Origin of the sequence: Cellulophaga lytica DSM 7489 (assembly GCF_000190595.1) — a bacterium.
In the GTDB taxonomy this organism is placed as follows: domain Bacteria; phylum Bacteroidota; class Bacteroidia; order Flavobacteriales; family Flavobacteriaceae; genus Cellulophaga; species Cellulophaga lytica.
Window position 1 is genome coordinate 2205271 of sequence record NC_015167.1, and the last position, 25987, is coordinate 2231257.

20 protein-coding genes and 2 riboswitches are annotated in these 25987 nt (G+C 33.9%); of the genes, 19 read left to right on the forward strand and 1 reads right to left on the reverse strand.

Annotation, left to right across the window (positions count from 1 at the left end):
- Window positions 1–178 precede the first annotated feature (178 nt).
- The 19 genes from metK (at window position 179) to CELLY_RS09955 (ending at window position 25048) form a co-directional block, all read left to right on the forward strand.
- Complete coding sequence (gene metK, locus CELLY_RS09865; protein ID WP_013621530.1) at window positions 179–1435, forward strand: methionine adenosyltransferase; 1257 nt, start codon at window positions 179–181, stop codon at window positions 1433–1435.
- 329 nt (window positions 1436–1764) lie between these two features.
- Window positions 1765–1878, forward strand: a riboswitch (SAM riboswitch).
- A gap of 137 nt (window positions 1879–2015) precedes the next feature.
- Window positions 2016–3305, forward strand: coding sequence for an O-acetylhomoserine aminocarboxypropyltransferase/cysteine synthase family protein (locus tag CELLY_RS09870; protein ID WP_013621531.1), 1290 nt, complete (start codon window positions 2016–2018; stop codon window positions 3303–3305).
- Between the two features lie 65 nt (window positions 3306–3370).
- Entirely contained in the window at window positions 3371–6754 is a 3384-nt protein-coding gene (gene thrA / locus CELLY_RS09875; RefSeq protein ID WP_013621532.1) for a bifunctional aspartate kinase/homoserine dehydrogenase I, read from the forward strand.
- 124 nt (window positions 6755–6878) lie between these two features.
- Window positions 6879–8042, forward strand: a complete 1164-nt coding sequence (locus tag CELLY_RS09880) for a trans-sulfuration enzyme family protein (RefSeq protein WP_013621533.1) — start codon at window positions 6879–6881, stop codon at window positions 8040–8042.
- A gap of 110 nt (window positions 8043–8152) precedes the next feature.
- Window positions 8153–8560 (forward strand): RrF2 family transcriptional regulator, encoded by a 408-nt coding sequence (locus tag CELLY_RS09885; RefSeq protein WP_013621534.1) that lies wholly within the window; start codon window positions 8153–8155, stop codon window positions 8558–8560.
- A 212-nt stretch (window positions 8561–8772) separates the two neighbouring features.
- Window positions 8773–9036 (forward strand): DUF2061 domain-containing protein, encoded by a 264-nt coding sequence (locus tag CELLY_RS09890; protein WP_013621535.1) that lies wholly within the window; start codon window positions 8773–8775, stop codon window positions 9034–9036.
- A gap of 18 nt (window positions 9037–9054) precedes the next feature.
- Window positions 9055–9678: a phosphoadenosine phosphosulfate reductase domain-containing protein gene (locus CELLY_RS09895; protein WP_013621536.1), complete on the forward strand. Its 624-nt coding sequence runs from the start codon at window positions 9055–9057 to the stop codon at window positions 9676–9678.
- Between the two features lie 52 nt (window positions 9679–9730).
- On the forward strand, window positions 9731–10669 hold the full coding sequence (cysD, locus tag CELLY_RS09900) for a sulfate adenylyltransferase subunit CysD (RefSeq protein ID WP_370511832.1): 939 nt from the start codon (window positions 9731–9733) through the stop codon (window positions 10667–10669).
- A 111-nt stretch (window positions 10670–10780) separates the two neighbouring features.
- Window positions 10781–12028: a sulfate adenylyltransferase subunit 1 gene (locus CELLY_RS09905; protein WP_013621538.1), complete on the forward strand. Its 1248-nt coding sequence runs from the start codon at window positions 10781–10783 to the stop codon at window positions 12026–12028.
- 104 nt (window positions 12029–12132) lie between these two features.
- Window positions 12133–14223: a HEPN domain-containing protein gene (locus CELLY_RS09910; RefSeq protein WP_013621539.1), complete on the forward strand. Its 2091-nt coding sequence runs from the start codon at window positions 12133–12135 to the stop codon at window positions 14221–14223.
- A 4-nt stretch (window positions 14224–14227) separates the two neighbouring features.
- Entirely contained in the window at window positions 14228–15010 is a 783-nt protein-coding gene (cobA, locus tag CELLY_RS09915; RefSeq protein ID WP_013621540.1) for a uroporphyrinogen-III C-methyltransferase, read from the forward strand.
- Window positions 15011–15073: 63 nt separating this feature from the next.
- Complete coding sequence (locus CELLY_RS09920; RefSeq protein WP_013621541.1) at window positions 15074–15661, forward strand: precorrin-2 dehydrogenase/sirohydrochlorin ferrochelatase family protein; 588 nt, start codon at window positions 15074–15076, stop codon at window positions 15659–15661.
- Window positions 15662–15710: 49 nt separating this feature from the next.
- Window positions 15711–16772 (forward strand): NAD(P)/FAD-dependent oxidoreductase, encoded by a 1062-nt coding sequence (locus CELLY_RS09925; protein WP_013621542.1) that lies wholly within the window; start codon window positions 15711–15713, stop codon window positions 16770–16772.
- A gap of 127 nt (window positions 16773–16899) precedes the next feature.
- A riboswitch (SAM riboswitch) is annotated at window positions 16900–17016 on the forward strand.
- 200 nt (window positions 17017–17216) lie between these two features.
- The gene (locus tag CELLY_RS09930; RefSeq protein WP_038507450.1) at window positions 17217–18221 is read left to right on the forward strand and encodes a homocysteine S-methyltransferase family protein; all 1005 of its coding nucleotides are present in this window, start codon (window positions 17217–17219) and stop codon (window positions 18219–18221) included.
- A gap of 1 nt (window position 18222) precedes the next feature.
- Window positions 18223–20913: a methionine synthase gene (metH, locus tag CELLY_RS09935; RefSeq protein ID WP_013621544.1), complete on the forward strand. Its 2691-nt coding sequence runs from the start codon at window positions 18223–18225 to the stop codon at window positions 20911–20913.
- A 111-nt stretch (window positions 20914–21024) separates the two neighbouring features.
- Complete coding sequence (gene metF / locus CELLY_RS09940; protein ID WP_013621545.1) at window positions 21025–21978, forward strand: methylenetetrahydrofolate reductase [NAD(P)H]; 954 nt, start codon at window positions 21025–21027, stop codon at window positions 21976–21978.
- A 62-nt stretch (window positions 21979–22040) separates the two neighbouring features.
- Window positions 22041–23129, forward strand: a complete 1089-nt coding sequence (locus tag CELLY_RS09945; protein WP_013621546.1) for an acyloxyacyl hydrolase — start codon at window positions 22041–22043, stop codon at window positions 23127–23129.
- 10 nt (window positions 23130–23139) lie between these two features.
- Window positions 23140–23940: a head GIN domain-containing protein gene (locus tag CELLY_RS09950; protein ID WP_013621547.1), complete on the forward strand. Its 801-nt coding sequence runs from the start codon at window positions 23140–23142 to the stop codon at window positions 23938–23940.
- Window positions 23941–23959: 19 nt separating this feature from the next.
- On the forward strand, window positions 23960–25048 hold the full coding sequence (locus CELLY_RS09955; RefSeq protein WP_013621548.1) for a serine hydrolase domain-containing protein: 1089 nt from the start codon (window positions 23960–23962) through the stop codon (window positions 25046–25048).
- Here the strand turns inward: CELLY_RS09955 and gldA are convergent.
- Entirely contained in the window at window positions 25038–25928 is an 891-nt protein-coding gene (gldA, locus tag CELLY_RS09960) for a gliding motility-associated ABC transporter ATP-binding subunit GldA (RefSeq protein ID WP_013621549.1), read from the reverse strand. The genes CELLY_RS09955 and gldA overlap by 11 nt on opposite strands.
- Window positions 25929–25987 lie beyond the last annotated feature (59 nt).

The window sequence follows — 25987 nt, forward strand, 5'->3', positions numbered from 1 at the left end:
TTTTATACTTTTGCAATCTAATTTAAGAGGAAGGATTTGACTGATTGCAACCTCGTATACTGATTCTCAGTACTACAAAAAATGCTAAAACAGATTTAGTTAATTTTTTTTGACGCCTTTTCCTGTTTTTTTGCAATCTAACTTACCATTCCTCTACTAACAATAGAAGCACAATATTATGGCATATTTATTCACATCAGAATCTGTAAGTGAAGGACATCCAGATAAAATTGCAGATCAAATTAGTGATGCATTATTAGACAATTTTTTAGCTTTTGATCCAGAAAGTAAAGTAGCTTGTGAAACCCTAGTTACAACTGGGCAAGTAGTACTTGCAGGTGAGGTAAAAAGCAATACCTATGTAGACTTGCAAAACATAGCACGTGAGGTAATTAATAACATTGGTTACACAAAAGGAGCTTACCAGTTTAGTGGAGATTCTTGTGGTGTTATCTCATTAATTCATGAGCAGTCACAAGACATTAACCAAGGTGTAGACCGTGGCTCTAAAGAAGAGCAAGGAGCAGGGGACCAAGGTATGATGTTTGGTTACGCTAGCAAAGAAACAGAAAACTATATGCCACTGGCATTAGATATTTCGCATAAAATATTACAAGAACTTGCCGCATTGCGTAGAGAGGGTAAACAAATCTCTTATTTACGCCCAGATGCTAAGGCGCAAGTAACTATAGAATATTCAGATGATAATGTGCCACAGCGTATAGATACTATTGTTGTGTCTACACAGCATGACGATTTTGATGCTAACGATGAAAAAATGTTAGCGCAAATAAAATCAGATATTATCTCTATTTTAATGCCTAAAGTAATAGCGCAATTTCCAGAGAAGGTACAAGCATTATTTACAAGCAAAATACAGTACCACATTAACCCAACAGGTAAATTTGTAATTGGTGGTCCACACGGAGACACAGGTCTTACAGGACGTAAAATTATAGTAGATACCTACGGTGGTAAAGGTGCCCATGGTGGTGGTGCATTTAGTGGTAAAGATCCAAGTAAAGTAGACCGTAGTGCAGCATATGCAGCAAGGCACGCAGCTAAAAATTTAGTAGCAGCAGGTATTGCAGATGAGATTTTGGTACAAGTAAGTTACGCCATTGGTGTGGTAGAGCCAACTTCTATTTATGTAGACACATACGGTACTGCAAAAGTAAATTTAACAGACGGAGAAATTGCCAAAATAGTAGCGCAAATTTTTGATATGCGCCCGTTTGCCATAGAAGACCGTTTAAAGCTAAGAAACCCTATTTATTTAGAAACCGCAGCTTATGGTCATATGGGGAAAGAACCAAAAACAATCACAAAAGTTTTTGAGTCTCCATACAATGGTAAGGTAGAGAAAGAAGTAGAACTTTTTACTTGGGAAAAACTAGATATGGTAAGCGCAGTAAAAACCGCTTTTAACCTTTAAAATAAGTTTTTAATAATATATAAGTGCTTTGCTGTAACGGTAAAGCACTTTTTTTGTGTTTAATATTTTGCTATTTATTTGGGTGTTACCACAAGGGTCGGGCTTTTTGTTGCAATCTTTTTTAAGAAAAATAAAAAAGGATTTTCACTACAATCCCTAACACAAATAAAGTTTTAATTTAAAAAATCGTTACAAAAACAAACAATTATTGTGTTTCTGTTATTTAAGCTTGTTAAAAAGGTTAAAATCAATATTTTTTCAAAAAAGATTAGGATATTAAATTTTTCTGAACATATATTTGTAGCTCAAAGTTCAAAACACTTATTGAATAGTTATCAAGAAAGGCGGAGGGATTAGACCCAATGAAGCCTTAGCAACCCTTTGTTCATACAAAGAAGGTGCTAAATTCTACCAAGTACATCGGTACTATAGGCAGATAACGAAACAAGCTTTTTTATTTCAAAAAAGGTAAATTTCCAATTTCTTTTTAACTCATTTAATTTTAAACCATCTTGCAAAGTCGGCAAGACGCGGTTTTGGCTTTTTTATTTTTTCAATTTAAACTATAAAAAACAAAATTATGAGTACTCAAAAATTAGCAACAAACGCATTACACGCAGGTCACACTCCATCAGAAACAGCAGGTACAAGAGCAGTGCCTATTTATCAAACGTCGTCTTATGTTTTTAAAGATACAGACCACGCAGCAAACTTATTTTCTTTATCAGAATTAGGATTTATTTACACGCGTTTAAACAATCCAACAAATCAAATATTACAAGACAGACTAGCAGCAGCAGAGGGTGGTGTAGGAGCAGTAGTATTTGCATCTGGTACAGCAGCAATTTCTACAGGTTTATTAACGCTTTTAAGAGCAGGAGACCACATTGTAGCATCTAGCAGTTTGTACGGTGGTACATTTAATTTGTTAAATGTAACCTTACCAAGATTAGGTATTACAACTACTTTTGTAGATGCATCTAATCCAGAGAGTTTTGGTAAAGCAGTGAAAGAAAATACAAGAGCATTTTTTGTAGAGTCATTAGGAAATCCTAAGCTAGATGTTTTAGACTTAAAAGCAATTTCTAAAGAAGCAAAAGCAGCACAAGTGCCATTTATTGTAGATAATACAGTAGCATCACCAGCATTATTAAACCCAATAGAGCACGGTGCAAACTTGGTAATACACTCGCTAACAAAATACATAGGCGGACAAGGAACTTCTTTAGGAGGTGCAATTGTAGACGCAGGTACTTTTGACTGGACAAATGGAAAGTTCCCAGAGTTTACAGAACCATCTGCCGGGTACCACGGTTTGGTGTATAGTGAGGCTCTTGGTAATGCTGCATTTACGTATAAATTAATTTTAGAAGGTTTAAGAGATTTCGGAGGAGCTTTAAGTCCGTTTAATGCATTCCAAATTATACAAGGTTTAGAAACTTTACCAGTGCGTATAAAACAACATAGTGCAAACGCATTAGAATTGGCTACTTGGTTAGAGGGTAGAGATGAGGTTGCTTGGGTAAACTATCCAGGGTTAAAAAGCAATAAATACTATGACTTAGCTAAGGAGTACTTACCAAAAGGTCAAAGTGGCTTAGTTACATTTGGTGTAAAAGGTGGCTTTGAAGCTGCTAAAAAACTAACAGATGCCACTAAAATATTCTCTCTTTTAGCAAACATAGGAGATACAAAATCTTTAATAATTCACCCAGCAAGTACAACGCATCAACAATTAACAGCAGAGCAGCAAGAGGCTGCAGGTGTTGGTCAAGATTTAATTCGTTTATCTGTTGGTTTAGAGGATATAGAAGATTTAAAGTTAGACTTAGAAGAGGCTTTTAAAGCTATATCTACAGTTACAGCTTAATAAACTTACGTTCTCAAAATAAATTACAAATAACCTAATAATTATTTAGGTTAAAACAGCTTACTATGTTGCATCATATCAAACTAAAAAAATATACAACGCTAAGTGGTAGCACACAAGATATAGACTTGTCATATCAGGTATTTGGAGCAGAATTGCACACCGCGCCAATTGTACTTGTAAATCACGCTTTAACAGGTAACTCTAATGTTTCTGGTGAAGATGGCTGGTGGTCTACACTAATAGGAGAAGGTAAATGTATAGACACCACAAAATACACGGTATTGTCTTTTAATATTCCTGGTAATGGTTTTGATGGCTTTATTATAGAAAACTATAAAGATTTTGTAGCTAAAGATATTGCTCATTTGTTTTTATTAGGATTAAAAGAACTAAATATCAATTCGCTTTTTGCAATAATAGGAGGTTCTTTAGGAGGTGGTATTGCCTGGGAGATGGCTGCACTAAATCCAAAGTTAACTCAGCATTTAATTCCGGTTGCATCAGATTGGAAATCTACAGACTGGCTTATTGCAAACTGTCAAATTCAAGAACAGTTTTTGGTAAACTCTAAGCAACCTGTACATGATGCCCGTATGCACGCAATGTTATGCTACCGTACACCAGAATCTTTTAAGGCTCGTTTTAACCGAAGCACAAATGAAGAACAACAGTTATTTAATGTGGAAAGTTGGCTAACCCACCACGGTAAAAAATTGCAAGAGCGTTTTCAATTATCTGCATATAAGTTAATGAACCAGTTGTTAAAAACCATAGATATTACTAGAGATGGTAATGAGGCTTTTATTAACCTGCAAAATAGCAACACATCTATACATATTGTAGGTGTAGATTCTGATTTGTTTTTTACAGCCAAAGAAAATAAAGATACCTTTAAACAACTGGCACAAGCTAATAGTAATGTTACCTATGGTGAAATACACTCACTACATGGTCATGATGCGTTTTTAATAGAGTTTGATCAGTTAGAGCAATTGCTAAATGGTATTTTTAATGATCATAAAAAACGAGAAGAACTTAAGGTAATTAAGTTTGGAGGTAAGTCTTTAGCTAACGGAGAAGGTGTATCTAACGTAGTTACTAAAATAGCTTCTAAAGTTGCTAATTCTGAAAATATAGCGGTTGTGGTTTCTGCTCGCGGAGAATCTACAAATGTATTAGAACAATTGTTGGATTTAGCAGCAAGGGGAGAAGAGTATACTCTAGCTTTTAATGAGTTTAAAGCATATCAGCAAAATAGTTTAGCGTTAAATTTTTCTGAGGTATACACAGAAATTTTGCAAATTTTAGAAGGTGTTGCCTTGTTGGGTGATTATAGCTTAAAAATTAAAGATCAAGTTTTGGCATACGGAGAGTTGCTTTCTGCACAATATGTTGTAAAAGCACTTGCTAAAGAAGGTGTAAAAGCTGAGTTTATAGATTCTAGAAAAATAGTAAAAACTGATGCCAATTTTGGAAATGCAAACGTGTTAGAGGAGGTGTCTAAAGCTAAAACACAAAAATTAATTTCTAGTTTAGCTAGTAATGTTGTACCTGTTATTACAGGTTTTATTGGGTCTACAGAAGATGGTAAAACAACAACTTTAGGCAGAAACGGTAGTAACTATTCTGCCTCTTTATTTGCCAACTTTTTAAATGCTGTAGAGTTACAGAGTTATACACACGTAGATGGTATTTTTACCGCTAATCCAGATTATGTTTCTGATGCAAAACGTATAGAACAATTAAGCTATTCAGAGGCTAATGAACTGGCAAATTTTGGAGCAACTATTTTACACGCAAAAACCATAATTCCTTTATTAGAAAAAAATATTCCGTTACGTATTTTAAATACATTTAATGGTGATAATGAGGGAACATTAATTAGCGCAAAAACAACCAAAGAGGGTATAAAATCACTTTCTGTGATAGAAAATGTTGCTCTTGTAAACTTAGAAGGCCGTGGTTTGTTAGGTAAGGCTGGTATAGATGCACGAATATTTAAATCACTTGGCGATGAAAAAATTAGTGTTAGTATTATTTCCCAAGGTTCATCAGAACGTGGTATTGGTTTGGTGGTAGATGCTGTAAGTGCAGATAAGGCAAAACAGGTTTTAGAGCGCGAGTTTGCATCAGATTTTTATTCTAAAGACATCAATCTAATTACAGTGCAAAAAGATGTTTCTGTAATATCTATTGTTGGTCAGGATTTAAGTACGTTTCATAAACCATACAATGCATTAATAAAAAACCAAATTGTACCATTATTGTTTAATAATACGGTGTCTGGTAAAAACGTGAGTTTAGTGGTTAAAAAAGCTAGTTTGCACAAGGCTTTAAATGTAATGCACGGACAAATATTTGGTGTTGCTAAAAAAGTAAACATAGCTATTTTTGGTCACGGTACTGTTGGTGGTACATTAATAGAACAGTTATTAAAATCTGCTAAAGCCATAGAAGAACGTAAAGGAATTAACCTTAATGTTTTTGCCGTTGCTAACTCTAAAAAAGTACTACTAAGTAAAAAAGGAATTGGAAAAGATTGGCCTACTACGTTAAATGAAAAAGGAAAATCCTATGAGCTTACAGATATTTTTGAGTATGCAGAAAAACATCATTTAGAAAATTTAATAGCTATAGATAATACTGCAAATGAGGATTTTGTGGCTAATTATGTTGATTTGGTAGAAAATGGATTTGATCTAGTATCGTCTAACAAAATAGCAAATACTTTAGGTTTTGATTATTATAAAAACCTTAGAGACATATTAGCTAAAAACCAGAAGCAATATTTGTATGAGACTAATGTTGGTGCAGGTTTACCTTTAATAGATACTATTAAGTTATTGCACTTGTCGGGTGAAAATATTACTAGAATTAAAGGGGTGTTCTCCGGATCCTTAAGCTATATTTTTAATACGTATTCTGAAGCAGATGTACCTTTTTCTACAGTTTTAAAAGAGGCTATGGAAAATGGATATACTGAGCCAGACCCGCGTGAAGATTTATGTGGTAATGATGTTGGTAGAAAATTATTGATTTTAGCACGTGAGTTAGATTTAAGTAATGAATTTGCAGATATTAATATTCAAAATTTAATTCCGGAAGCATTAAGAGAAGGAAGCAAAACAGAATTTTTAAGTCAGTCTGATGCTTTAGATACGGCATTTTCTAAAATTAAGGCAGACCAAAAACCAAATCACGTTCTGCGTTATGTTGGTGATTTGCACGGTAATCTTCAAGAAGAAAAAGGAATTTTAGATGTAAAATTAGTGTCTGTTCCTAAAGAAAGTGCATTAGGACAAGTAAAAGGATCAGATTCTATTATCGAAATTTATACCGAGTCTTATGGTGAAAATCCATTAGTAATACAAGGTGCAGGAGCAGGAGCCGCCGTAACCGCAAGAGGTGTTTTTGGAGATATTTTAAGAATAGCCGAGAAAGGATAGACTTTGTATAGAAACTGGAGATAAGAGAGAAGGGGTAAGAAAATAGGACATAGAGAATAGAGTAAAGAAAAAAGAATATAGCGATAATGGCTAATAGCAGATAGTCAAGAATAAAAGAAATACTATGGATAATAAATTTGAAACTAACGCAATACGTACACAAATAGAGCGCTCTCAGTTTTTAGAGCATTCGGCACCTTTATACTTAACATCTAGTTACGTTTTTGAGGATGCAGAAGATATGCGTGCATCTTTTGCAGAGGAAAAAGATAGAAATATCTACTCTAGATATTCTAATCCTAATACGTCAGAATTTATAGAAAAAATATGCAAAATGGAAGGAGCCGAGGCTGGCTTTGCTTTTGCTTCTGGTATGGCTGCTGTGTTTTCAACTTTTGCTGCGTTAGTAGAGAGCGGAGATCATATTATATCATCTAAAAGTATATTTGGCTCTACACATAGTTTATTTGTTAACTTTTTCCCCAAATGGAACGTGACCACAAGTTATTTTGACGCTCATAATTTAGAAGGTATTGAGGCTTTAATCACTCCAAAAACTAAAATTTTATATGCCGAGTCACCTACTAATCCGGCTGTAGATATTTTAGATTTAGAAGTACTAGGTGTTATTGCAAAAAAACACAATCTTATTTTAATTATTGATAACTGTTTTGCATCGCCCTATTTACAACAACCTATAAAGTTTGGTGCAGATTTGGTGATACATTCTGGGACAAAATTAATAGATGGTCAAGGTCGTGTTTTAGCAGGTATAACGGTTGGAAGTGCAGATTTAATAGATAAGGTTTATCGTTTTTCTAGAATATCAGGGCCTGCATTGTCTCCTTTTAACGCGTGGGTATTGTCTAAAAGCTTAGAAACGTTAGCGATAAGAGTAGACAGGCATTCTGAAAATGCATTGAAGTTAGCCGAATATCTAGAGGCACACCCAAAAGTAAACTGGGTAAAATACCCTTTTTTAAAGTCGCACCCACAATACAAAGTAGCTAAAAAACAAATGAAAGCAGGTGGTTGTATTGTTGCTTTTGAAGTAAAAGGAGGTTTGCAAGCAGGCCAAGAATTTTTTAATGCAATTAAGTTGTTATCGCTTTCTGCAAACCTAGGTGATTCTAGAAGTATTGTAACTCACCCTGCATCTACAACGCATAGCAAACTTGCAGCAGAAGATAGAGTAGCTGTGGGTATTACAGATGGTACGGTTAGAGTTTCTGTAGGTTTAGAACATATAGATGATATTATTGCAGATATAAAGCAAGCATTGGGGTAAGTTGTAGTAATAAAGTATATATTTAGGCTTTTATAATAAGGGTTTAATTTAAAAATAGTTAGCTTAAAATCAGCACTTTTTTAAATCCCAATTTTGCCTATCTTTGTACTATGCTATCCAAAAAAACCAAATACGGGCTTAAGGCCTTAACTTATTTAGCTCAAAAAGAAGATAGGAATCCGGTTCCTATTGGAGAAATTGCGCAACAAAATAACATATCTCAAAAATTTTTAGAGAGTATTTTATTAATGCTTCGTAGAACAGGAGTTTTGTCTTCTAAAAAAGGCAAAGGTGGTGGTTATTACTTAATTAAAGAGCCATCAGAAATTTTAATGACAGATGTTATTAGAGTGTTAGAAGGGCCTATTGCAATGGTACCTTGTGTAAGTTTAAATTTTTATGAAAAGTGTGACGACTGCCCAGATGAGGGTACTTGTTCTGTTCACAAGCTAATGCTAAAAGTAAGAGACAGTGCTTTAGAAATCTATAAAAACACCACTCTTAGTAACCTTATTTAAAAGTCTATATTCTTTTTTTGTTTTTAACTGTATAACAGGGCAATTATTCTATTGTGTTCTGTTACAGATACTTCATATTCATCAAAAAAACTTCTTATTTTTTATTAATCTACTAAAACCATAGGATTTATGCGTTTTTTAACAGTTACTATCATTAAAAGTTTTACATTTGTAATTCCTACTAATTAAATAGGGTATTAAAAATTAAGTAAATGATTGCTGATCAATTGATTTTAAATAAAGAAACTTCTAAAGGAAGTTACAAGTCAGACAAACAGTCAGAGAGTCCTAAAAGGAGCATAGTAAAGTCTATTAGCTGGAGAGTAGTGGGTACAATAGACACTGTTTTAATTTCTTGGTTTGTTACAGGAACTTTAAAATTAGCATTCTCTATAGGTTTAATAGAATTAGTTACAAAAATGGTATTGTATTTTTTTCACGAACGTGTTTGGAATTCAATTAAGTGGGGTAAATAACATATAAGTATAGTAAAGATGAGTTTTACAGAAGATATCATAAAAAATTTAAATGCTCAGTTTAGAGGTATTCCGCCAGAAGAAATAATTTCTTGGGCTGTAGAATATGCAAAAAATGCTGTAATAACCACCAATTTTAGACCTTATGAGGTTGCTATATTAAATGCAGTAACAGCAATTAAAAAGGATATTCCTGTTATTTGGTGTGACACTGGTTATAATACACCAAATACATATAAACATGCAGAAGAGTTAATTTCTACACTAGATTTAAACGTAAAACTATATGTGCCTTTACAAACAAGTGCACACAGAGATGCTGTAATGGGAATACCATCTATAGAAGATCCAAAACATAAAGAGTTTACAGAGCAAGTTAAGTTAGAGCCTTTTAAAAGAGCTATGGCAGAACACAAGCCAGATGTATGGTTTACTAACTTAAGAAAAGGCCAAACGGCACTTAGAGATTCACTAGGAATTTTAAGCTTAAGCAAAGACGGAATTTTAAAAGTAAGTCCGTTTTACCACTGGTCAGATGTGCAGTTAGATGCATATTTAGCAGAACGTAATTTACCAAACGAACATAAATATTTTGATCCTACTAAGGTATTAGAAAATAGAGAGTGTGGTTTGCACACTTAGAATAAAGAGGATTAAAAAAGATATAAAACAAAACACCAATATTTTGGAAACATTGATAAAAGATACAAAATCACAAACAACAACCAATGCCTCTTTAGAAGGATTGGGTAATGCTTTGGAGAACGAAGCTATTTACATTTTTAGAGAAGTAGTAGCGCAGTTTGAAAAACCTGTTTTGTTGTTTTCTGGCGGAAAAGATAGTATTACTCTAGTACGTTTGGCACAAAAAGCATTTTGGCCGGCTAAAATACCTTTTCCTTTAATGCATATAGATACAGGTCATAATTTCCCTGAGACTATAGAGTTTAGAGATAAATTGGTTAAAGAATTGGGTGTGGAGCTTATTGTAAGAAATGTACAAGATTCTATAGACCAAGGTAAAGTAGTAGAAGAAACTGGTAAGTATGCAAGTAGAAATATGCTGCAAACTACAACCTTATTAGATGCTATAGAAGAGTTTAAGTTTGATGCCTGTATTGGTGGTGCTCGTAGAGATGAAGAAAAAGCAAGAGCTAAAGAACGTATTTTTTCAGTTCGTGATGATTTTGGACAATGGGATGAAAAGAATCAGCGACCAGAATTGTTTGATATGTTAAACGGTACTATAGAAATAGGTCAAAATGTACGTGTTTTTCCTATTAGCAACTGGACAGAGTTAGATGTGTGGAGCTATATTCAGAAAGAACAAATTGAAATTCCATCAATCTATTTTGCACACAAAAGAAATATCTTTTTAAGAGATGGCTTAATCTGGTCTGCAGAAGATGATGTTGTTTTTAGAGCAGAAGATGAGGTTGTAGAAGAACGTTGGGTGAGGTTTAGAACTGTTGGTGATATGTCTTGTACAGCAGCAGTGTTATCTAAAGCAGATTCTATAGATAAAGTAGTAGAGGAAATTAGAGATTCTAAAATATCTGAACGTGGTGCACGTATAGATGATAAACGTTCTGAAGCTGCAATGGAAAAAAGAAAACAACAAGGGTACTTTTAAAAAGTACAGACTACTTAGTCTAAAGTATATAAGTTAAAAAAGAAGTTTAAAACATAAAAGTAAGAGTAGCAAAGTCTTTGTACTTGCAACTTTATACTTAATACACATAAAATGAACGTACTAAAAATAGCAACAGCAGGTAGTGTAGATGATGGTAAAAGTACCTTAATTGGTAGGTTACTTTACGATACAAAATCACTAACTGAAGATAAACTAGAAGCCATTAAAAAAAGTAGTGAACAACGTGGGTATGATTACCTAGATTTTTCATTAGCTACAGATGGTTTAGTTGCAGAACGTGAACAAGGTATTACTATAGATGTGGCTCATATCTATTTTTCAACACCAACTAAAAGTTACATTATTGCAGATACACCTGGTCACGTAGAGTATACCAGAAATATGGTTACGGGTGCATCAACTTCTCAAGTAGCTATTATTTTAATAGATGCTAGAAAAGGTGTTATAGAACAAACATACCGTCATTTTTTTATCAACAATTTATTGCGTGTTAAAAACGTAATAGTTGCTGTTAATAAAATGGATTTGGTAGACTATTCTGAAGAGGTATTTAATAATATTAAAAAAGACTTTGAAGCTTTAAATGCAAAAAGTACTTATGCAGAACAAATAGTTAGTTATATTCCGGTTAGTGCCTTAAAAGGTGACAATATTGTAGACAAAACAGATGCAATGTCTTGGTATAATGGCGATACAATTTTAGGTCATTTAGAGGAGTTAGAAGCACAAGATTTATATGATGCTGGTAAGGTTCGTTTTCCTGTACAAACAGTAATTAGACCAAAAACAGATGAGTTTCACGATTTTAGAGGGTATGCTGGAAAAATTTCTGGAGGTAGCTTAAAAGTTGGTGATGCCGTAACTGTTTTACCTTCTTTAACTCAGTCTAAAATAAAAGAGATATTCTTTTTTGATAAAACATATGCAGAGGCACCAGCAGGAAGTTCTGTTAATATTACCTTAGAAGATGATATTAACATTACTAGGGGAGATATGCTTGTTAAAACAGATGAACTTCCAAAAATTGAAAAACAAGTTACTGCTACAGTTTGTTGGATGGATAGTAAAAACCTAGTACCAGGAACTAAGTATATTGTGCAACATAATACAAACCGTGTGCTATCTAAAATTGATAGTATAAATAGTGTTATAGCAACAGATTATACGGGAGAACAAGAAAACAATAATAAATTATCTTTAAATGAAATAGGAGAAGTTAGTATTAAACTTAGTAAGCCTATTTATTTTGATAGTTATAACGACAATAAATCTAACGGAGCTTTTATTTTAATTGATGCCCAAACCAATACAACGGCTGGTGCAGGATTTATAAGTTAAGCTAAAAGTCCATACAAAGAAGTGTTTTTACAGGCACTTTTTTATTTAAAATCCTATTAAATCCATAGGACAATAGTAATTATAAAAGCCATAATCATAAGCAAATGCAAAGTTTTAGAACAGAAATAGAAAACCCAGTAGTAGCTAAAGATATTATAGATTTAGAAGCTAAAATTAAACAGTTTAATGACGGTAAGTTAGACGAGGAAAAGTTTAGAAGCTTGCGTTTGGCTCGTGGTATTTATGGTCAGCGTCAGCCAGGCGTACAAATGATTCGTATTAAGTTGCCATATGGTAAAGTAACATCTACACAGCTTAAGCGTATTTGTGATGTATCTGAAGAATACTCTACAGGACGCTTGCACATTACTACGCGTCAAGACATACAAATACATTACGTAGATATAGAGCGTACACCAGAACTTTGGGCGCAATTGGCAAAGGATGATATTACTATTAGAGAAGCTTGTGGTAATGCAGTACGTAACATAACAGCTAGTGAAACCGCTGGTATAGATGTAGATGAGCCATTTGATGTATCTCCGTACGCACACGCAATGTTTCAGTATTTTTTAAGAAACCCGATTAGTCAAGAAATGGGAAGAAAATTTAAGGTTTCTTTTTCTTCTAGTGATGCAGATACAGGACTTTCTTATATGCATGATCTTGGTTTTATTGCAAAAATAGAAAACGGAGTTAGAGGTTTTAAAGTTCTTTTAGCAGGTGGTTTAGGCTCGCAGCCACGCCACGCAGAAGAGTTGTATACTTTTTTAGAGGCCGATAAAATTATTCCGTTAATGGATGGTGTTATTCGTGTTTTTGACAGGTACGGAGAACGTAAAAGTAGAGCAAAAGCCAGAATGAAATTTTTGCTTAAGGATATTGGTTTAGATGGTTTTAGAGCATTGCTAGAAGAAGAACAAAATGCAATTCCACAAGATTCTTTTCCTGTAGATGTAGATGCGTATCCAAAGGTAAAAGTAGCAAATGCTAAAGTACCAGAAGTAGCAATTAAAAATACAGAAGCTTTTGAGCAATGGAAAAGGACAAACCTTGTGCCTCAAAAACAACAGGGCTATGTAGCTATTGGTATAAAAGTAAAGTTAGGAGATTTTTATATTGAAGAAGCTCGTCAATTAGCAGATTTAGTAGATGCGTATGCAGCCGGAGAATTTCGTTTGTCATTGCGTCAAAACATCCTAATACCTTATGTAAAAGAAGAATTGGTTCCTTTCTTTTATACAGAGCTAGAAAAACTTGGTTTTGTAGAGGCTGGTTATAACAAAGCATCAGATATAACTGCTTGTCCTGGTACAGATACTTGTAATTTAGGTATTGCTAGTAGTACTGGTATTGCAGCAGAGTTAGAAAGAGTAATTACAGAAGAATATCCACAATACATAAACAATAAAGATGTTGTTATAAAAATTAGTGGATGTATGAATGCCTGTGGTCAGCACAATATGGCAAACATAGGTTTTCAAGGGATGTCTGTACGTACAAAAGATAAGTTGGTAGCACCTGCTTTACAAGTATTGTTAGGTGGTGGTAATTTAGGTGATGGTAATGGTGTTTTTGCAGATAAAGTTGTAAAAGTACCAAGTAAAAGAGGTCCAGAGGCATTGCGTTTAATTTTAAACGATTTTGACGCTAATGCAAACGGACAATCATTTACTGAGTATTACAAAGAAAAAGGAGAGCATTATTTTTATGACTTTCTAAAACACCTTACAGCTATAGATAATTTAACTCCAGAAGATTTTATAGACTGGGGAAATACAGAACGCTATGAAAAAGCTATTGGTGTAGGCGAGTGTGCTGGTGTTGTTATAGATTTAATTGCAACTTTATTGTTTGAGAGCGAAGAAAAAATTGAAAACGCTGCTGCTGCATTGGAAGATAAAAAATGGTCTGCTAGTATTTTTCATTCGTATTCTGCAATGGTAAACTCTGCTAAAGCATTGCTTACAGCACAGAACACAAAAACAAATACCCATATTAGCATTATTAAAGATTTTGATACTCATTTTGTGTCAAACGGCTTAATAGAATTAAAAACTTCTTTTGAGGAGTTGGCGTTGCAAATAAAAAGCAACAAACCAACGCAAGAATTTGCAGAAGCATACCTTAGAGATTCTAAAGTGTTTTTAGAAGTTGTACAAAAGTTTAGAGAAAAAGAATTAGCAGAAGCTTAAAATTATGGCAAACAAACAAAACACAAACGGACTACTTACAGTAGTTGGTGCAGGCCCAGGAGATGCAGAACTTATTACGCTAAAAGCTATTAAAGCATTGCAAAATGCAGATGTTGTTTTGTTTGATGCTTTGGTAAATAAAGAATTGCTAACCTATGCAGCAAATGCAGAGCATATTTTTGTAGGTAAAAGAAAAGGGTGTTACGCGTACCAACAAGAACAAATTAACGAGCTTATTGTAAGCAGAGCAAAAAGTCACGGTAATGTAGTGCGCTTAAAAGGGGGCGACCCATTTATTTTTGGTCGTGGCTCAGAAGAAATGGAATATGCCGCTAGTCACGGTGTAACAGTAGCTATGGTTCCGGGGATTTCTTCTTCAATAGCAGTACCAGCTTTTCAAAATATACCGGTTACAAAAAGGGGAGCTTCAGAGAGTTTTTGGGTAATAACAGGTACAACTAAAAATCATAAATTATCTACAGATGTGCACTTGGCAGCAAAGTCTAGCGCAACAGTAGTAATTTTAATGGGTATGGGTAAATTATCAGAAATTGTACAGTTATTTCAGCAACAAGGTAAAGCAGAAACACCTGTGGCAATTATTCAAAACGGAACTACCGTTAATGAAAAAGTTGGCGTTGGTACCATATCAACCATAGAAAAAGTAGTACAAGAAAATGAGTTGTCTAATCCTGCAATTATTGTAATTGGAGAAGTTGTAAAGCATAGAGCGCAATTACATAAAGTACAACAACAGATAAAAACAAAAGAAGTAGTAGTAAATTAAGTGGTACAGTTATTTGGTTATTTTTGATAAGGTAAACAAAACAGTAACACTAAAAATAAAGTAATGGAACGTAACAATTTATATCCAGTTTTTTTAAAAACGTCTCAACTACACGTACTAATAGTAGGTGGTGGTAATGTGGCAGAAGAAAAACTACGCTTTTTAACTAAGTCTAGTCCAGATGCTGTGGTAACAATGGTGTCTCCTTGGTATGCAGAAAAAACGTTACAACTGGCAAATAAATTTAATGTTACTACTATTACAGATGTCTACAATATTAGTTATTTAGATGCCAAACATATGGTAGTTGCAACTACAGATAATGTAGAGGTTAATGTGCAAGTGTATAAAGATTGTAGAGCGCAATTTAAATTGGTAAACGTAGCAGATAATCCTCCGTATTGCGATTTTTATATGGGCGGAATTGTAACCAAAGGCAATGTAAAAATTGGTATTTCTACCAACGGTAAGTCGCCAACAACAGCAAAACGTTTGCGCCAGTTTTTTGAAGACGTAATACCTGAAGATATTAATAAAATGGTTCAAAACTTAAACGACTATAGAAAAACCATAAAAGGAGATTTTGAAGAAAAAGTAGATAAAATGAACCAGATTACAAGTTCCTTAGTAGATAAAAAAGATAATAATTAAAACATTTAAATGAGAGTAGATACTCATTAGTAAGTACAAAATTAAAATTATGATTAAGACAGATATATTAATTATTGGCGCAGGACCAACAGGATTGTTTACCGTTTTTGAGGCAGGTTTGTTAAAACTAAAATGCCATTTAATAGATGCATTGCCACAACCAGGCGGACAATGTGCAGAGATATATCCTAAAAAACCAATTTATGATATTCCTGCTTTTCCAGAAATTTTAGCAGGTGATTTGGTTACCAATCTAATGGAGCAAATAAAATCTTTTGAGCCTGGTTTTACACTAGCAGAAAGAGCAGATACTTTAGATAAGTTAGACGATGGTACTTTTGTGGTAACCACAAACAAAGGCACAAAGCACAATGCACCAGTTGTTGTAATTGCTGGTGGTTTAGGATCTTTTGAGCCTAGAAAACCGCAAATAGAGAACATTCTTAATTTTGAGGATAAAGGTGTTGCTTATATGATTAAAGACCCAGAAGTATACAGAGACAAAAAAGTTGTTATTGCTGGTGGTGGAGATTCTGCATTAGACTGGGCAATATTTTTAGCAGACGTAGCAGCAGAAGTATCTTTAGTACACCGTAGAAACGAGTTTAGAGGTGCTTTAGATTCTGTAGAAAAAGCATCAGAACTTGCAAAAGCAGGTAAAATAAAATTGTTTACAGAGGCACAAGTAACCAAACTATACGGAGATGATCATTTAGAGGCTGTAGTTGTAAAATACAACGACGAGGAAAAAGGAGAAAGCTATGTAGAAGTAGATAATTTTATTCCGTTATTTGGACTATCGCCTAAATTAGGACCAATAGGAGATTGGGGATTAGAAATAGAGAAAAATGCTATAAAAGTAGACAACTCTTATGATTACCAAACCAACATTCCTGGTGTATATGCCATTGGTGATGTTAACACCTATAAAGGAAAACTAAAACTAATTTTATCTGGTTTTCATGAAGCAGCCGTAATGTGCCAAAGCGCATACCAACGCATAAACCCAGGCAAACGCTATGTAATGAAATACACAACCGTAGGTGGTGTAGAAGGTTTTGATGGTTCAAAAAAAGAAGCCAAAAAAGAAGTTGTACAAAGCATTTCGTAAAAATATTACAATTTTAAGCCTATATGTGTAAAAAACACGTGTAGGCTTAAAAATTACCAGCAATATTTGGTTATAAAAAAGTTGTGCTGTTACTTTGTGGCATAATTAGTTCATTAATACACTGAAAACGTTATCAAGAAAGGTGGAGGGATTAGACCCTATGAAACCTTAGCAACCCTTTATTCTTATTTAAAGAAGGTGCTACATTCTACTACGTTGTTACATACAACACGGCAGATAACTCACAAATTAGTAAAGACATTCACAGTCTTCTCTCATTTACCTTACTTGATATTTTATTTATAGCGTTCCATTTGTTTGCAAGCACAAATGGCCAGGCTTTCTGCTGTATTTTTTGGTTTTAGCAAACAGGTTTTACAAACCGTTGCAACCAAAAAGATGCCGCATCAATCCTTAACGCACAACACAATATTATACGGTACAATGAAAAGGATACAAGACATATTAAAAGAAAGAATTTTAGTGCTAGACGGTGCAATGGGTACAATGTTACAGCGCTACAAATTCACCGAAGAAGATTTTAGAGGCAAACGTTTTGCAGACTGGGAACATCCATTACAAGGCAATAACGATTTACTCTCTCTAACTCAGCCAGAAGCTATAGCAGAAGTACACCGTAAATATTTTGCAGCTGGGGCAGACATTGTAGAAACCAACACCTTTTCTGGTACAACTATAGCAATGGCAGACTATTTTATGGAAGATTTAGTGTACGAGCTAAATTATGAGTCGGCACGTATTGCAAAACAAGTTGCAGATGAGTTTACAGCAAAAGAACCACACAAACCAAGGTTTGTAGCAGGTAGTATTGGACCCACCAATAAAACCGCAAGTATGTCTCCAGACGTTAACGACCCAGGTTTTAGAGGTGTTACTTTTGATGAACTTAGAATAGCTTACAAACAACAAGTAGAAGCATTGTTAGATGGTGGCTCAGATATCTTATTAGTAGAAACCATTTTTGATACCCTTAATGCAAAAGCAGCACTTTTTGCCATAGAAGAAGTAAAAGAAGAGCGTAATATAGATGTTCCTATAATGGTAAGTGGTACAATTACAGATGCCTCTGGCAGAACCTTATCAGGGCAAACAGCAGAAGCTTTTTTAATATCTATAAGTCATATTCCTATTTTATCTGTTGGTTTTAATTGTGCTCTAGGAGCAAGTCAATTGGTACCGCATTTAGAGGTATTGGCAGCAAAAACAGATTTTGGAGTATCTGCACATCCAAATGCAGGTTTGCCAAATGCATTTGGTGAGTATGATGAGACTGCAGAGCAAATGGCAGCACAAATAAAAGAATACTTAGATAAAAGCTTGGTAAATATTGTTGGTGGTTGTTGTGGTACAACACCAGAACACATTAATGCAATTGCTAATTTGGTAAAAGATTACAAACCCAGAAATATTGCTTTAGAAACTGTCTAATATGAAAAATTTAAAACCTAAATATTTAAAACTTTCAGGATTAGAACCATTGGTTGTTACACCAGATACTAACTTTATTAATGTAGGTGAACGTACTAACGTAGCTGGTTCTAAAAAGTTTTTAAGGCTAATAAAAGAAGAAAAGTTTGATGAAGCTCTAGATATTGCACGCCACCAAGTAGAAGGTGGGGCGCAAATTATAGACATTAATATGGATGACGGACTTATAGATGGCAAAGAAGCTATGGTTAAGTTCTTAAACCTAGTTATTGCAGAACCAGATATTGCTAGAGTTCCTATAATGATAGACAGCTCTAAATGGGAAATTATAGAAGCTGGTTTACAAGTGGTTCAAGGTAAATGTGTGGTAAACTCTATAAGTCTTAAAGAAGGAGAAGAAGAATTTATACACCACGCCAAACTTATTAAGCGTTACGGTGCAGCCGTAATTGTAATGGCTTTTGATGAGGTAGGACAGGCAGATAATTATGAACGTAGAATAGAAATAGCTAAACGTTCTTATGATGTTTTGGTAAACAAGGTAAACTTTGCACCAGAAGACATCATTTTTGATCTTAATATTTTTCCTGTTGCTACCGGTATGGATGAGCATAAACGCAACGCCATAGATTTTATAGAAGCTACAGCTTGGGTAAAGGAAAATTTACCACATTGTAGTGTAAGTGGAGGTGTTAGTAATGTGTCGTTTTCTTTTAGAGGTAACAACCCTGTGCGTGAGGCTATGCACTCAGTTTTTTTATACCACGCCATACAGGCAGGTATGAATATGGGAATTGTAAATCCTACTATGCTAGAGGTTTATGATGATATTCCTAAGGATTTATTAGAGCGTGTAGAAGATGTAATGTTAGACCGTAGGGATGATGCTACAGAACGTTTGTTAGATTTTGCAGAAACGGTAGTTGGTAAGGCAAAAGAGAGCACGGTAGATTTATCATGGAGAGAAGAACCTATACAAAACCGTATTACTAGAGCATTGGTAAAAGGTATAGACCAGTATATTGTAGAAGACGTAGAAGCAGCTAGGCAAAGTGTAGACAAACCTATTGAGGTTATAGAAGGTCATTTAATGACTGGGATGAATGTTGTTGGTGATTTGTTTGGTAGCGGAAAAATGTTTTTACCGCAGGTTGTAAAGTCAGCACGAGTAATGAAAAAAGCGGTTGCTTACTTATTGCCTTATATAGAAGAGGAAAAACTTAAGAATCCGCAAGAGGGAGAGTCTTCTTCTGCAGGTAAAATTTTAATGGCTACTGTTAAAGGAGATGTGCATGATATTGGTAAAAATATTGTGGGCGTGGTTTTAGCATGTAACAATTATGAGATTGTAGATTTAGGGGTAATGGTGCCACCAGAAAAAATTATACAAGCTGCTAAAGATGAAAATGTAGATGTTATTGGTTTAAGCGGATTAATAACACCGTCTTTAGATGAAATGGTTTTTTTAGCTAAGGAAATGGAGCGCCAAAACTTTACTGTGCCTTTGCTTATTGGTGGTGCAACTACTAGCAAAGCACATACTGCAGTAAAAATAGATCCGCAGTATAAAAATGCTGTAGTGTATGTAAACGATGCTTCTAGAGCGGTTACTGTTGTTGGAGATTTATTGCAAAAAGAAACCAAAGATGCTTTTAAAAAGACAATTAAATTAGACTATGAAGAGTTTAGAAAACAATTTTTAAAACGTACCAAACATAAGGAGTATTTACCTATTGCAGATGCGCGTAAAAATAAATATAAAATAGATTGGAAAACATCAGAAATTGTAAAACCAAATGCACTTGGAATACAAGTTATAGAGGAATATGATTTAAATAAGTTGGTTGAGTTTATAGACTGGACTCCTTTTTTTAGAAGCTGGGAGTTGCACGGTAAATTTCCAGATATTTTAACTGATGAAATTGTAGGTACACAGGCTACAGATTTGTTTGCAGAGGCGCAACAAATGCTTACAAAGCTTATTGATGAAAAACTACTAACCGCAAAAGCAGTTTTTGGTTTGTTTAAAGCCAATACAATTAATGATGATGATATTGAGCTAGAAACACCTAACGGAAAACATACCTTTAGAACCTTACGTCAGCAATTAAAGAAGTATGCAGGTAAGCCAAATTTTGCATTGTCTGACTTTATTGCGCCTAAAGAAACAGGTAAAGAAGATTATATAGGTTGTTTTTGCGTAAGTACTGGTTTTGGAGCAGAAGAAATAGCCGAAAATTACCGTAAAAACTTAGACGATTACAATTCTATTATGGTAAAAGCTTTAGCAGATAGGCTAGCAGAAGCTTTTGCAGAATGCTTGCATAAAGATATTAGAACTACACATTGGGGTTATGCTAGTAATGAATCTTTGGATAATGAAGCTTTAATTAAAGAGGAATACAAAGGTATAAGACCTGCACCAGGATATCCTGCTTGTCCAGACCACCTAGAGAAACCTACTATCTGGGATATTTTAAAAGTAAAAGAAACAATAGGTGTAGAACTTACAGATAGTTTGGCAATGTGGCCAGCTGCATCTGTATCTGGTTATTATTTTGCAAATCCAGAGGCTCGCTATTTTGGAGTTGGAAAAATTAAAGAAGACCAAGTTGAAGATTTTGCAGCTCGTAAAAATATAGCATTAGAAACGGCTTTAAAATGGCTTGCACCAAATATAGCAGATGATTAATAGTATGTTGTTGCGTTAGGGATTAAGGTATTGTTGAAGCTCTTTTATGGTTTTTCTCCATAAAAAGCGACTACCGAAAGCCCGACCGTAGGAACGCCAAAAAATATAAAAATGAAAGTAACCGACCATATTAAAAACGCAAACGGAAAAACATTGTTTTCTTTTGAAATTATACCGCCTGTAAAGGGGAGAAATATTCAGGAATTATACGGAAACATAGATCCGTTAATGGAGTTTAAACCGCCTTTTATTGATGTTACCACGTCTAGAGAAGAGTATATTTATATAGACCGTGATGGATTGTTAGATAAAAAACTTACGCGTATGCGCCCAGGAACGGTTGGTATTTGTGCGTCTATAAAACATAAATATGATGTAGATACTGTGCCGCATGTTTTGTGTGGTGGTTTTACTAGAGAAGAAACAGAATATTTATTGGTAGATTGTCATTACCTTGGTATAGATAATGTTATGGCACTGCGTGGTGATGCTATGCGAGAGCAAAAGTATTTTGAGCCTACAAAAGGAGGGCACAAATATGCAGTGAGCTTGGTAGAACAAATACAAAAACTTAATTGTGGTACTTATTTGCATGAGGTTATAGAAACGGATAATTGCTCTGATTTTTGCATTGGTGTTGCCGGTTACCCAGAAAAACATATGGAAGCACCATCTTTATTAACTGACTTAAAACGCTTAAAACAAAAAGTAGATGCTGGTGCAGATTATGTGGTTACACAAATGTTTTTTGATAATAGTAAGTATTTTGAGTTTGTAAAGGCTGCTAAAGATTTTGGAATTCATGTGCCAATTATTCCGGGAATAAAACCAATTGCTGTTAAAAAACACCTACAGTTACTACCACAAGTTTTTAAAATTGATGTACCACAAGACTTAGTAGATGCTGTTGAGGATTGTAAGGATAATAAAGCAGTGCGCCAAGTTGGGGTAGATTGGGCTATACAACAATCTAAGGAGTTAAAAGCTGCTGGTGTACCTGTGTTGCATTACTACTCTATGGGTAAGTCTGACAATATTAAGGCTATAGCAAAAGAACTTTTTTAATTTTTGTAAGTATTAGCCTATAAAGATTTGCTGTAGGTGTAAAATTGCTATTTTTGCACGCAATGAATATAAGAATCCTTTTTATTGCCTTGTTTTCTGTAGGGTGTTTTGCTCAGCAGAAAAGTAAAATAGTAATAGATGCAAATCAGTTTTACGGCTCTATTGCATTACATAATAATAGTATTGCGCATTTAATTAGTGCGCACCCAGCTGGTTTTATTTTAAGTTATAATAAAAAAACTTTTGGTGATGAGGCTTGGGAACAACTTTATAATTATCCAGATTTAGGATACTCGTTTATTTACCAAGATATGAATAATAGTACGCTTGGTAAAAACTATGGTGCGTATGCACATTACAATTTTTATTTTTTTAAAAGAAATGTACAGCTTAGAGTAGGGCAAGGTATTGCATATACTACAAACCCTTATGATAAAGTAACTAACTTTAGAAACAATGCATATGGGTCTGATATTTTAAGTAGTACCTATGCAATGGTTAATTACCATAAAGAGAATATTTATAAGGGCTTGGGTTTTAAAGCCGGACTAACATTAATTCATTATTCTAACGCAAACTTTAAAGCGCCAAATACATCTACAAACACCATTGCATTAAATGCAGGTTTAACGTATGACCTAGACGGAGGAAAAAAAATACCATACAAGACCATTACAGATACTACAAATTACAACCAACCTATACACTTAAATGTAGCTTTTAGAGGTGGTGTTAATGAAAGTGATGTTATTGGTTTGGGACAATCTCCTTTTTATATTTTATCTGCTTATGCAGATAAAAGAATTGGTAGAAAAAGTGGATTTCAGTTAGGTGCAGATGTTTTCTTTTCTAAATTTTTAAAGGAATTAATTACATACAATTCTATTGCTTTTCCTGAGAAGGAAGTAGATGCTAATGACGATTATAAACGTGTTGGTGTTTTTGTTGGACACGAGTTGTACATAAACAAAATGTCTGTAGTAACACAACTAGGCTATTATGTATATTACCCGTTTGATTTTGAAGGTAGAATGTATAATAGAATGGGACTTAAGCGTTACTTTGGAGATAAAATGTTTGCTGCAGTTACTTTAAAATCTCACGCTGCTAAAGCAGAGGCCGTAGAGTTTGGAGTTGGAATCCGTTTTTAAAAATATGAAGATGATTACAAGAAAACAGATTAAAAATATAGGATTACAAATTACGGGTAAATCAATTTTGTTATACACTTTAACACTTGCTTTAGTGTATGGTTGTAATAGTGAAAATGTATCTGATTGTTTACAGAACGCAGGAGATATAATTACAGAAGAAATAGTAGTAGAACCGTTTACTACTATTACTATTTTTGAAAACTCTGCTTTAGTAATAAAAGAAGGTCCTGTGCAAAAAGTTGAGGTAGAAACAGGAGAATATTTGCGTAGTGATATAGATGCAAAAGTTGTAGATGGTAAGTTGCTCTTAACTAATACTAACGGTTGTAATTTTACTAGAGACTATGGTTTAACTACTTTTTATGTTACTGCACCAAATATAACATCTATACGTAGTAGTACAGGTTTTGATATTAGTAGTGATGGGATTTTAAGTTACCCAAATTTGAGCCTTTTATCTGAAGATTTTGGTGACTCAGAAGCAGATTTTACAACTGGGTCTTTTGATTTAGAATTATCTGGTACAAGAGTTTCTTTGGTTTCTAACGGAGCTGCTTATTTTAAATTAAAAGGAACAGCAGAAAGTTTAAATGTTGTTTTTGCAGCTGGAGACTCTAGATTAAATGCCGAAAATTTATTAGCTAAAAATGTAAGTGTAAACCACAGAAGTTCTAATGATATGCTGGTAAATCCGGAAGAGAGTATATCTGGTACAATTAGAGGTGTTGGTGATGTTATTAGTTTTAACAAACCAAATGTTGTAAATGTAGAGGAGCTTTATAAAGGAAAGCTTATATTTAAAGAGTAATAATTAAAGTTGCTTAATATTGAGTTTTAAAAGATTCTTCTCTTATTTTTCTAATAGAATTGGTAGAAATAAACCAAAAAAAACAACAAATAGTATTAGCTATAGTAAGGCTGATAAACTACTGCAATCTTTAATAAGTAATGCAAAAGTTCCAGGTATTGCTATTAAAGTAACACAACACAATAAAACTATTTTTGATAAAGGATATGGATTTTCTGATCTAGAAAAGAAAACGCAAATAAACACTGCAACATCTGTATTTAGAATAGCAAGCGTTTCTAAGCCCATTGCTGCAACTGCATTAGCTATAATGGTGCAAGATGGTGTAATAGATTTGGAAGAGTCTTTTTATACTTATGTTCCTTATTATCCTAAAAAAAAGTACGACTTTACAATTAAACAATTGGCTACTCATACCGCAGGTATACGTGGTTACAGAGGAAAAGAATATGGTTTAAATATACCATATACTATTAAAGATAGTATTGTTATTTTTAAGGATGATGATTTGCTTTTTAAACCGGGAACAAATTACCATTACAATAGTTATGATTGGGTTTTATTGTCACTAGCAATGCAAGAGGCAAGTGGTGTACCTTTTGAAGATTATGTGCAAAAAAAAGTTTTAGATCCTTTACAAATGAAGCACACATTTGCTGAAGTAAAAGGGAGCTTTATAAAAGGTATTACTCAGTTTTACTCTCAAAAAAAACTTGGTTTTAGAAAAGCATTGGAAGTAAACAATTATTACAAGCTTGCTGGTGGCGGGTTTTTATCTACAACTACAGATATTGTAAAACTAGGGAACGCTTATTTAAAAGGTGATTTTTTACAAGAAGCTATACAGCAACAATTTTTAACAGCGCAAGAAGTAAAAGGTGAGTCTACCTACTATGGTTTAGGTTGGCAAGTAAGTACAGATAAAAAAGTCAATGCGTATTACGGCCATATTGGTAATGGCGTAGGCGGCTACTCAAACTTTTTTGTGTATCCAAAGCAACAATTGGTACTTAGTATATTAACCAATTGTACCAACCCTAATATACAAGATGTGTTGGATGAGGTTGTGCTAGAGTTTGTAGAAAAAGCAAAAGAGTTTACCCTGTAATCTCTGTAAATAAACTTTCTAAGTTTTTATTTTTACGGCTAAGTTGTAGTGTTTTTAGCTGGTTGTCGTGAGCAAAGTCAAACACAGCAGGGCGCATATCTACATCAGTATCAAAAGTAATTTCATAAACAAAACCAGCAGTATTTTTAACAGCAACCACATTTGGTAGTCTGTTTAGTAGTTGCTCTTCAACTCTATAATCAAACTCTACTTCTATAATTTGTTCTTTAGCGTCTCTTAGGTCGGTTAACTTTTTATCTGCAACAACTACACCTTTATTAATAATTACAACACGGTCACAAACGGCTTCTACTTCTTTCATAATATGTGTAGATAGTAAAATGGTTTTTTCTTTACCAATGTCTTTAATTAGTTTACGTATTTCTAAAAGTTGGTTAGGATCTAAACCAGTTGTAGGTTCATCTAGTATTAAAACTTCAGGGTTATGTAATAATGCAGCAGCCAAGCCAACACGTTGTCTGTATCCTTTAGATAGTTGGTCTATTTTTTTATGAGCCTCAGGTGTTAAACCAGTTTGTTCTATAACTTCTTCAATTCTAGTTTTAGATACTTTGTAAACATTAGCATTAAAAGCTAAGTATTCTTTTACATACATATCTAAGTACAAAGGGTTGTGTTCTGGTAAGTAGCCAATACTTTTTTGTACATTAATTTTATCAGCAACGCTAAACTCATTTACAGCAGCATCTCCACTATCAGCTAAAATATAAGTAGTAAGTATTTTCATAAGTGTAGACTTACCAGCTCCATTAGGACCTAAAAAGCCAACAATTTCACCTTTGTTTATAGTAAAGGAAACATTATCTAGAGCTTTTTGACTGCCAAAAGTTTTACTGATGTTTTGTACCGAAATAGACATACTTATATTTTTTATCAAAAATAACGTAAATAAGTGAATTTTGTTTTTAAATCAGATAA

What these genes read in the sequence shown, in the direction of transcription:
- metK (WP_013621530.1), top strand. Translation starts at nt 179, where the DNA reads ATGGCATATTTATTCACATCAGAATCTGTAAGTGAAGGACATCCAGAT.
- CELLY_RS09870 (WP_013621531.1), top strand. Translation starts at nt 2,016, where the DNA reads ATGAGTACTCAAAAATTAGCAACAAACGCATTACACGCAGGTCACACT.
- thrA (WP_013621532.1), top strand. Translation starts at nt 3,371, where the DNA reads ATGTTGCATCATATCAAACTAAAAAAATATACAACGCTAAGTGGTAGC.
- CELLY_RS09880 (WP_013621533.1), top strand. Translation starts at nt 6,879, where the DNA reads ATGGATAATAAATTTGAAACTAACGCAATACGTACACAAATAGAGCGC.
- CELLY_RS09885 (WP_013621534.1), top strand. Translation starts at nt 8,153, where the DNA reads ATGCTATCCAAAAAAACCAAATACGGGCTTAAGGCCTTAACTTATTTA.
- CELLY_RS09890 (WP_013621535.1), top strand. Translation starts at nt 8,773, where the DNA reads ATGATTGCTGATCAATTGATTTTAAATAAAGAAACTTCTAAAGGAAGT.
- CELLY_RS09895 (WP_013621536.1), top strand. Translation starts at nt 9,055, where the DNA reads ATGAGTTTTACAGAAGATATCATAAAAAATTTAAATGCTCAGTTTAGA.
- CELLY_RS09905 (WP_013621538.1), top strand. Translation starts at nt 10,781, where the DNA reads ATGAACGTACTAAAAATAGCAACAGCAGGTAGTGTAGATGATGGTAAA.
- CELLY_RS09910 (WP_013621539.1), top strand. Translation starts at nt 12,133, where the DNA reads ATGCAAAGTTTTAGAACAGAAATAGAAAACCCAGTAGTAGCTAAAGAT.
- cobA (WP_013621540.1), top strand. Translation starts at nt 14,228, where the DNA reads ATGGCAAACAAACAAAACACAAACGGACTACTTACAGTAGTTGGTGCA.
- CELLY_RS09920 (WP_013621541.1), top strand. Translation starts at nt 15,074, where the DNA reads ATGGAACGTAACAATTTATATCCAGTTTTTTTAAAAACGTCTCAACTA.
- CELLY_RS09925 (WP_013621542.1), top strand. Translation starts at nt 15,711, where the DNA reads ATGATTAAGACAGATATATTAATTATTGGCGCAGGACCAACAGGATTG.
- CELLY_RS09930 (WP_038507450.1), top strand. Translation starts at nt 17,217, where the DNA reads ATGAAAAGGATACAAGACATATTAAAAGAAAGAATTTTAGTGCTAGAC.
- metH (WP_013621544.1), top strand. Translation starts at nt 18,223, where the DNA reads ATGAAAAATTTAAAACCTAAATATTTAAAACTTTCAGGATTAGAACCA.
- metF (WP_013621545.1), top strand. Translation starts at nt 21,025, where the DNA reads ATGAAAGTAACCGACCATATTAAAAACGCAAACGGAAAAACATTGTTT.
- CELLY_RS09945 (WP_013621546.1), top strand. Translation starts at nt 22,041, where the DNA reads ATGAATATAAGAATCCTTTTTATTGCCTTGTTTTCTGTAGGGTGTTTT.
- CELLY_RS09950 (WP_013621547.1), top strand. Translation starts at nt 23,140, where the DNA reads ATGATTACAAGAAAACAGATTAAAAATATAGGATTACAAATTACGGGT.
- gldA (WP_013621549.1), bottom strand. Translation starts at nt 25,928, where the DNA reads ATGTCTATTTCGGTACAAAACATCAGTAAAACTTTTGGCAGTCAAAAA.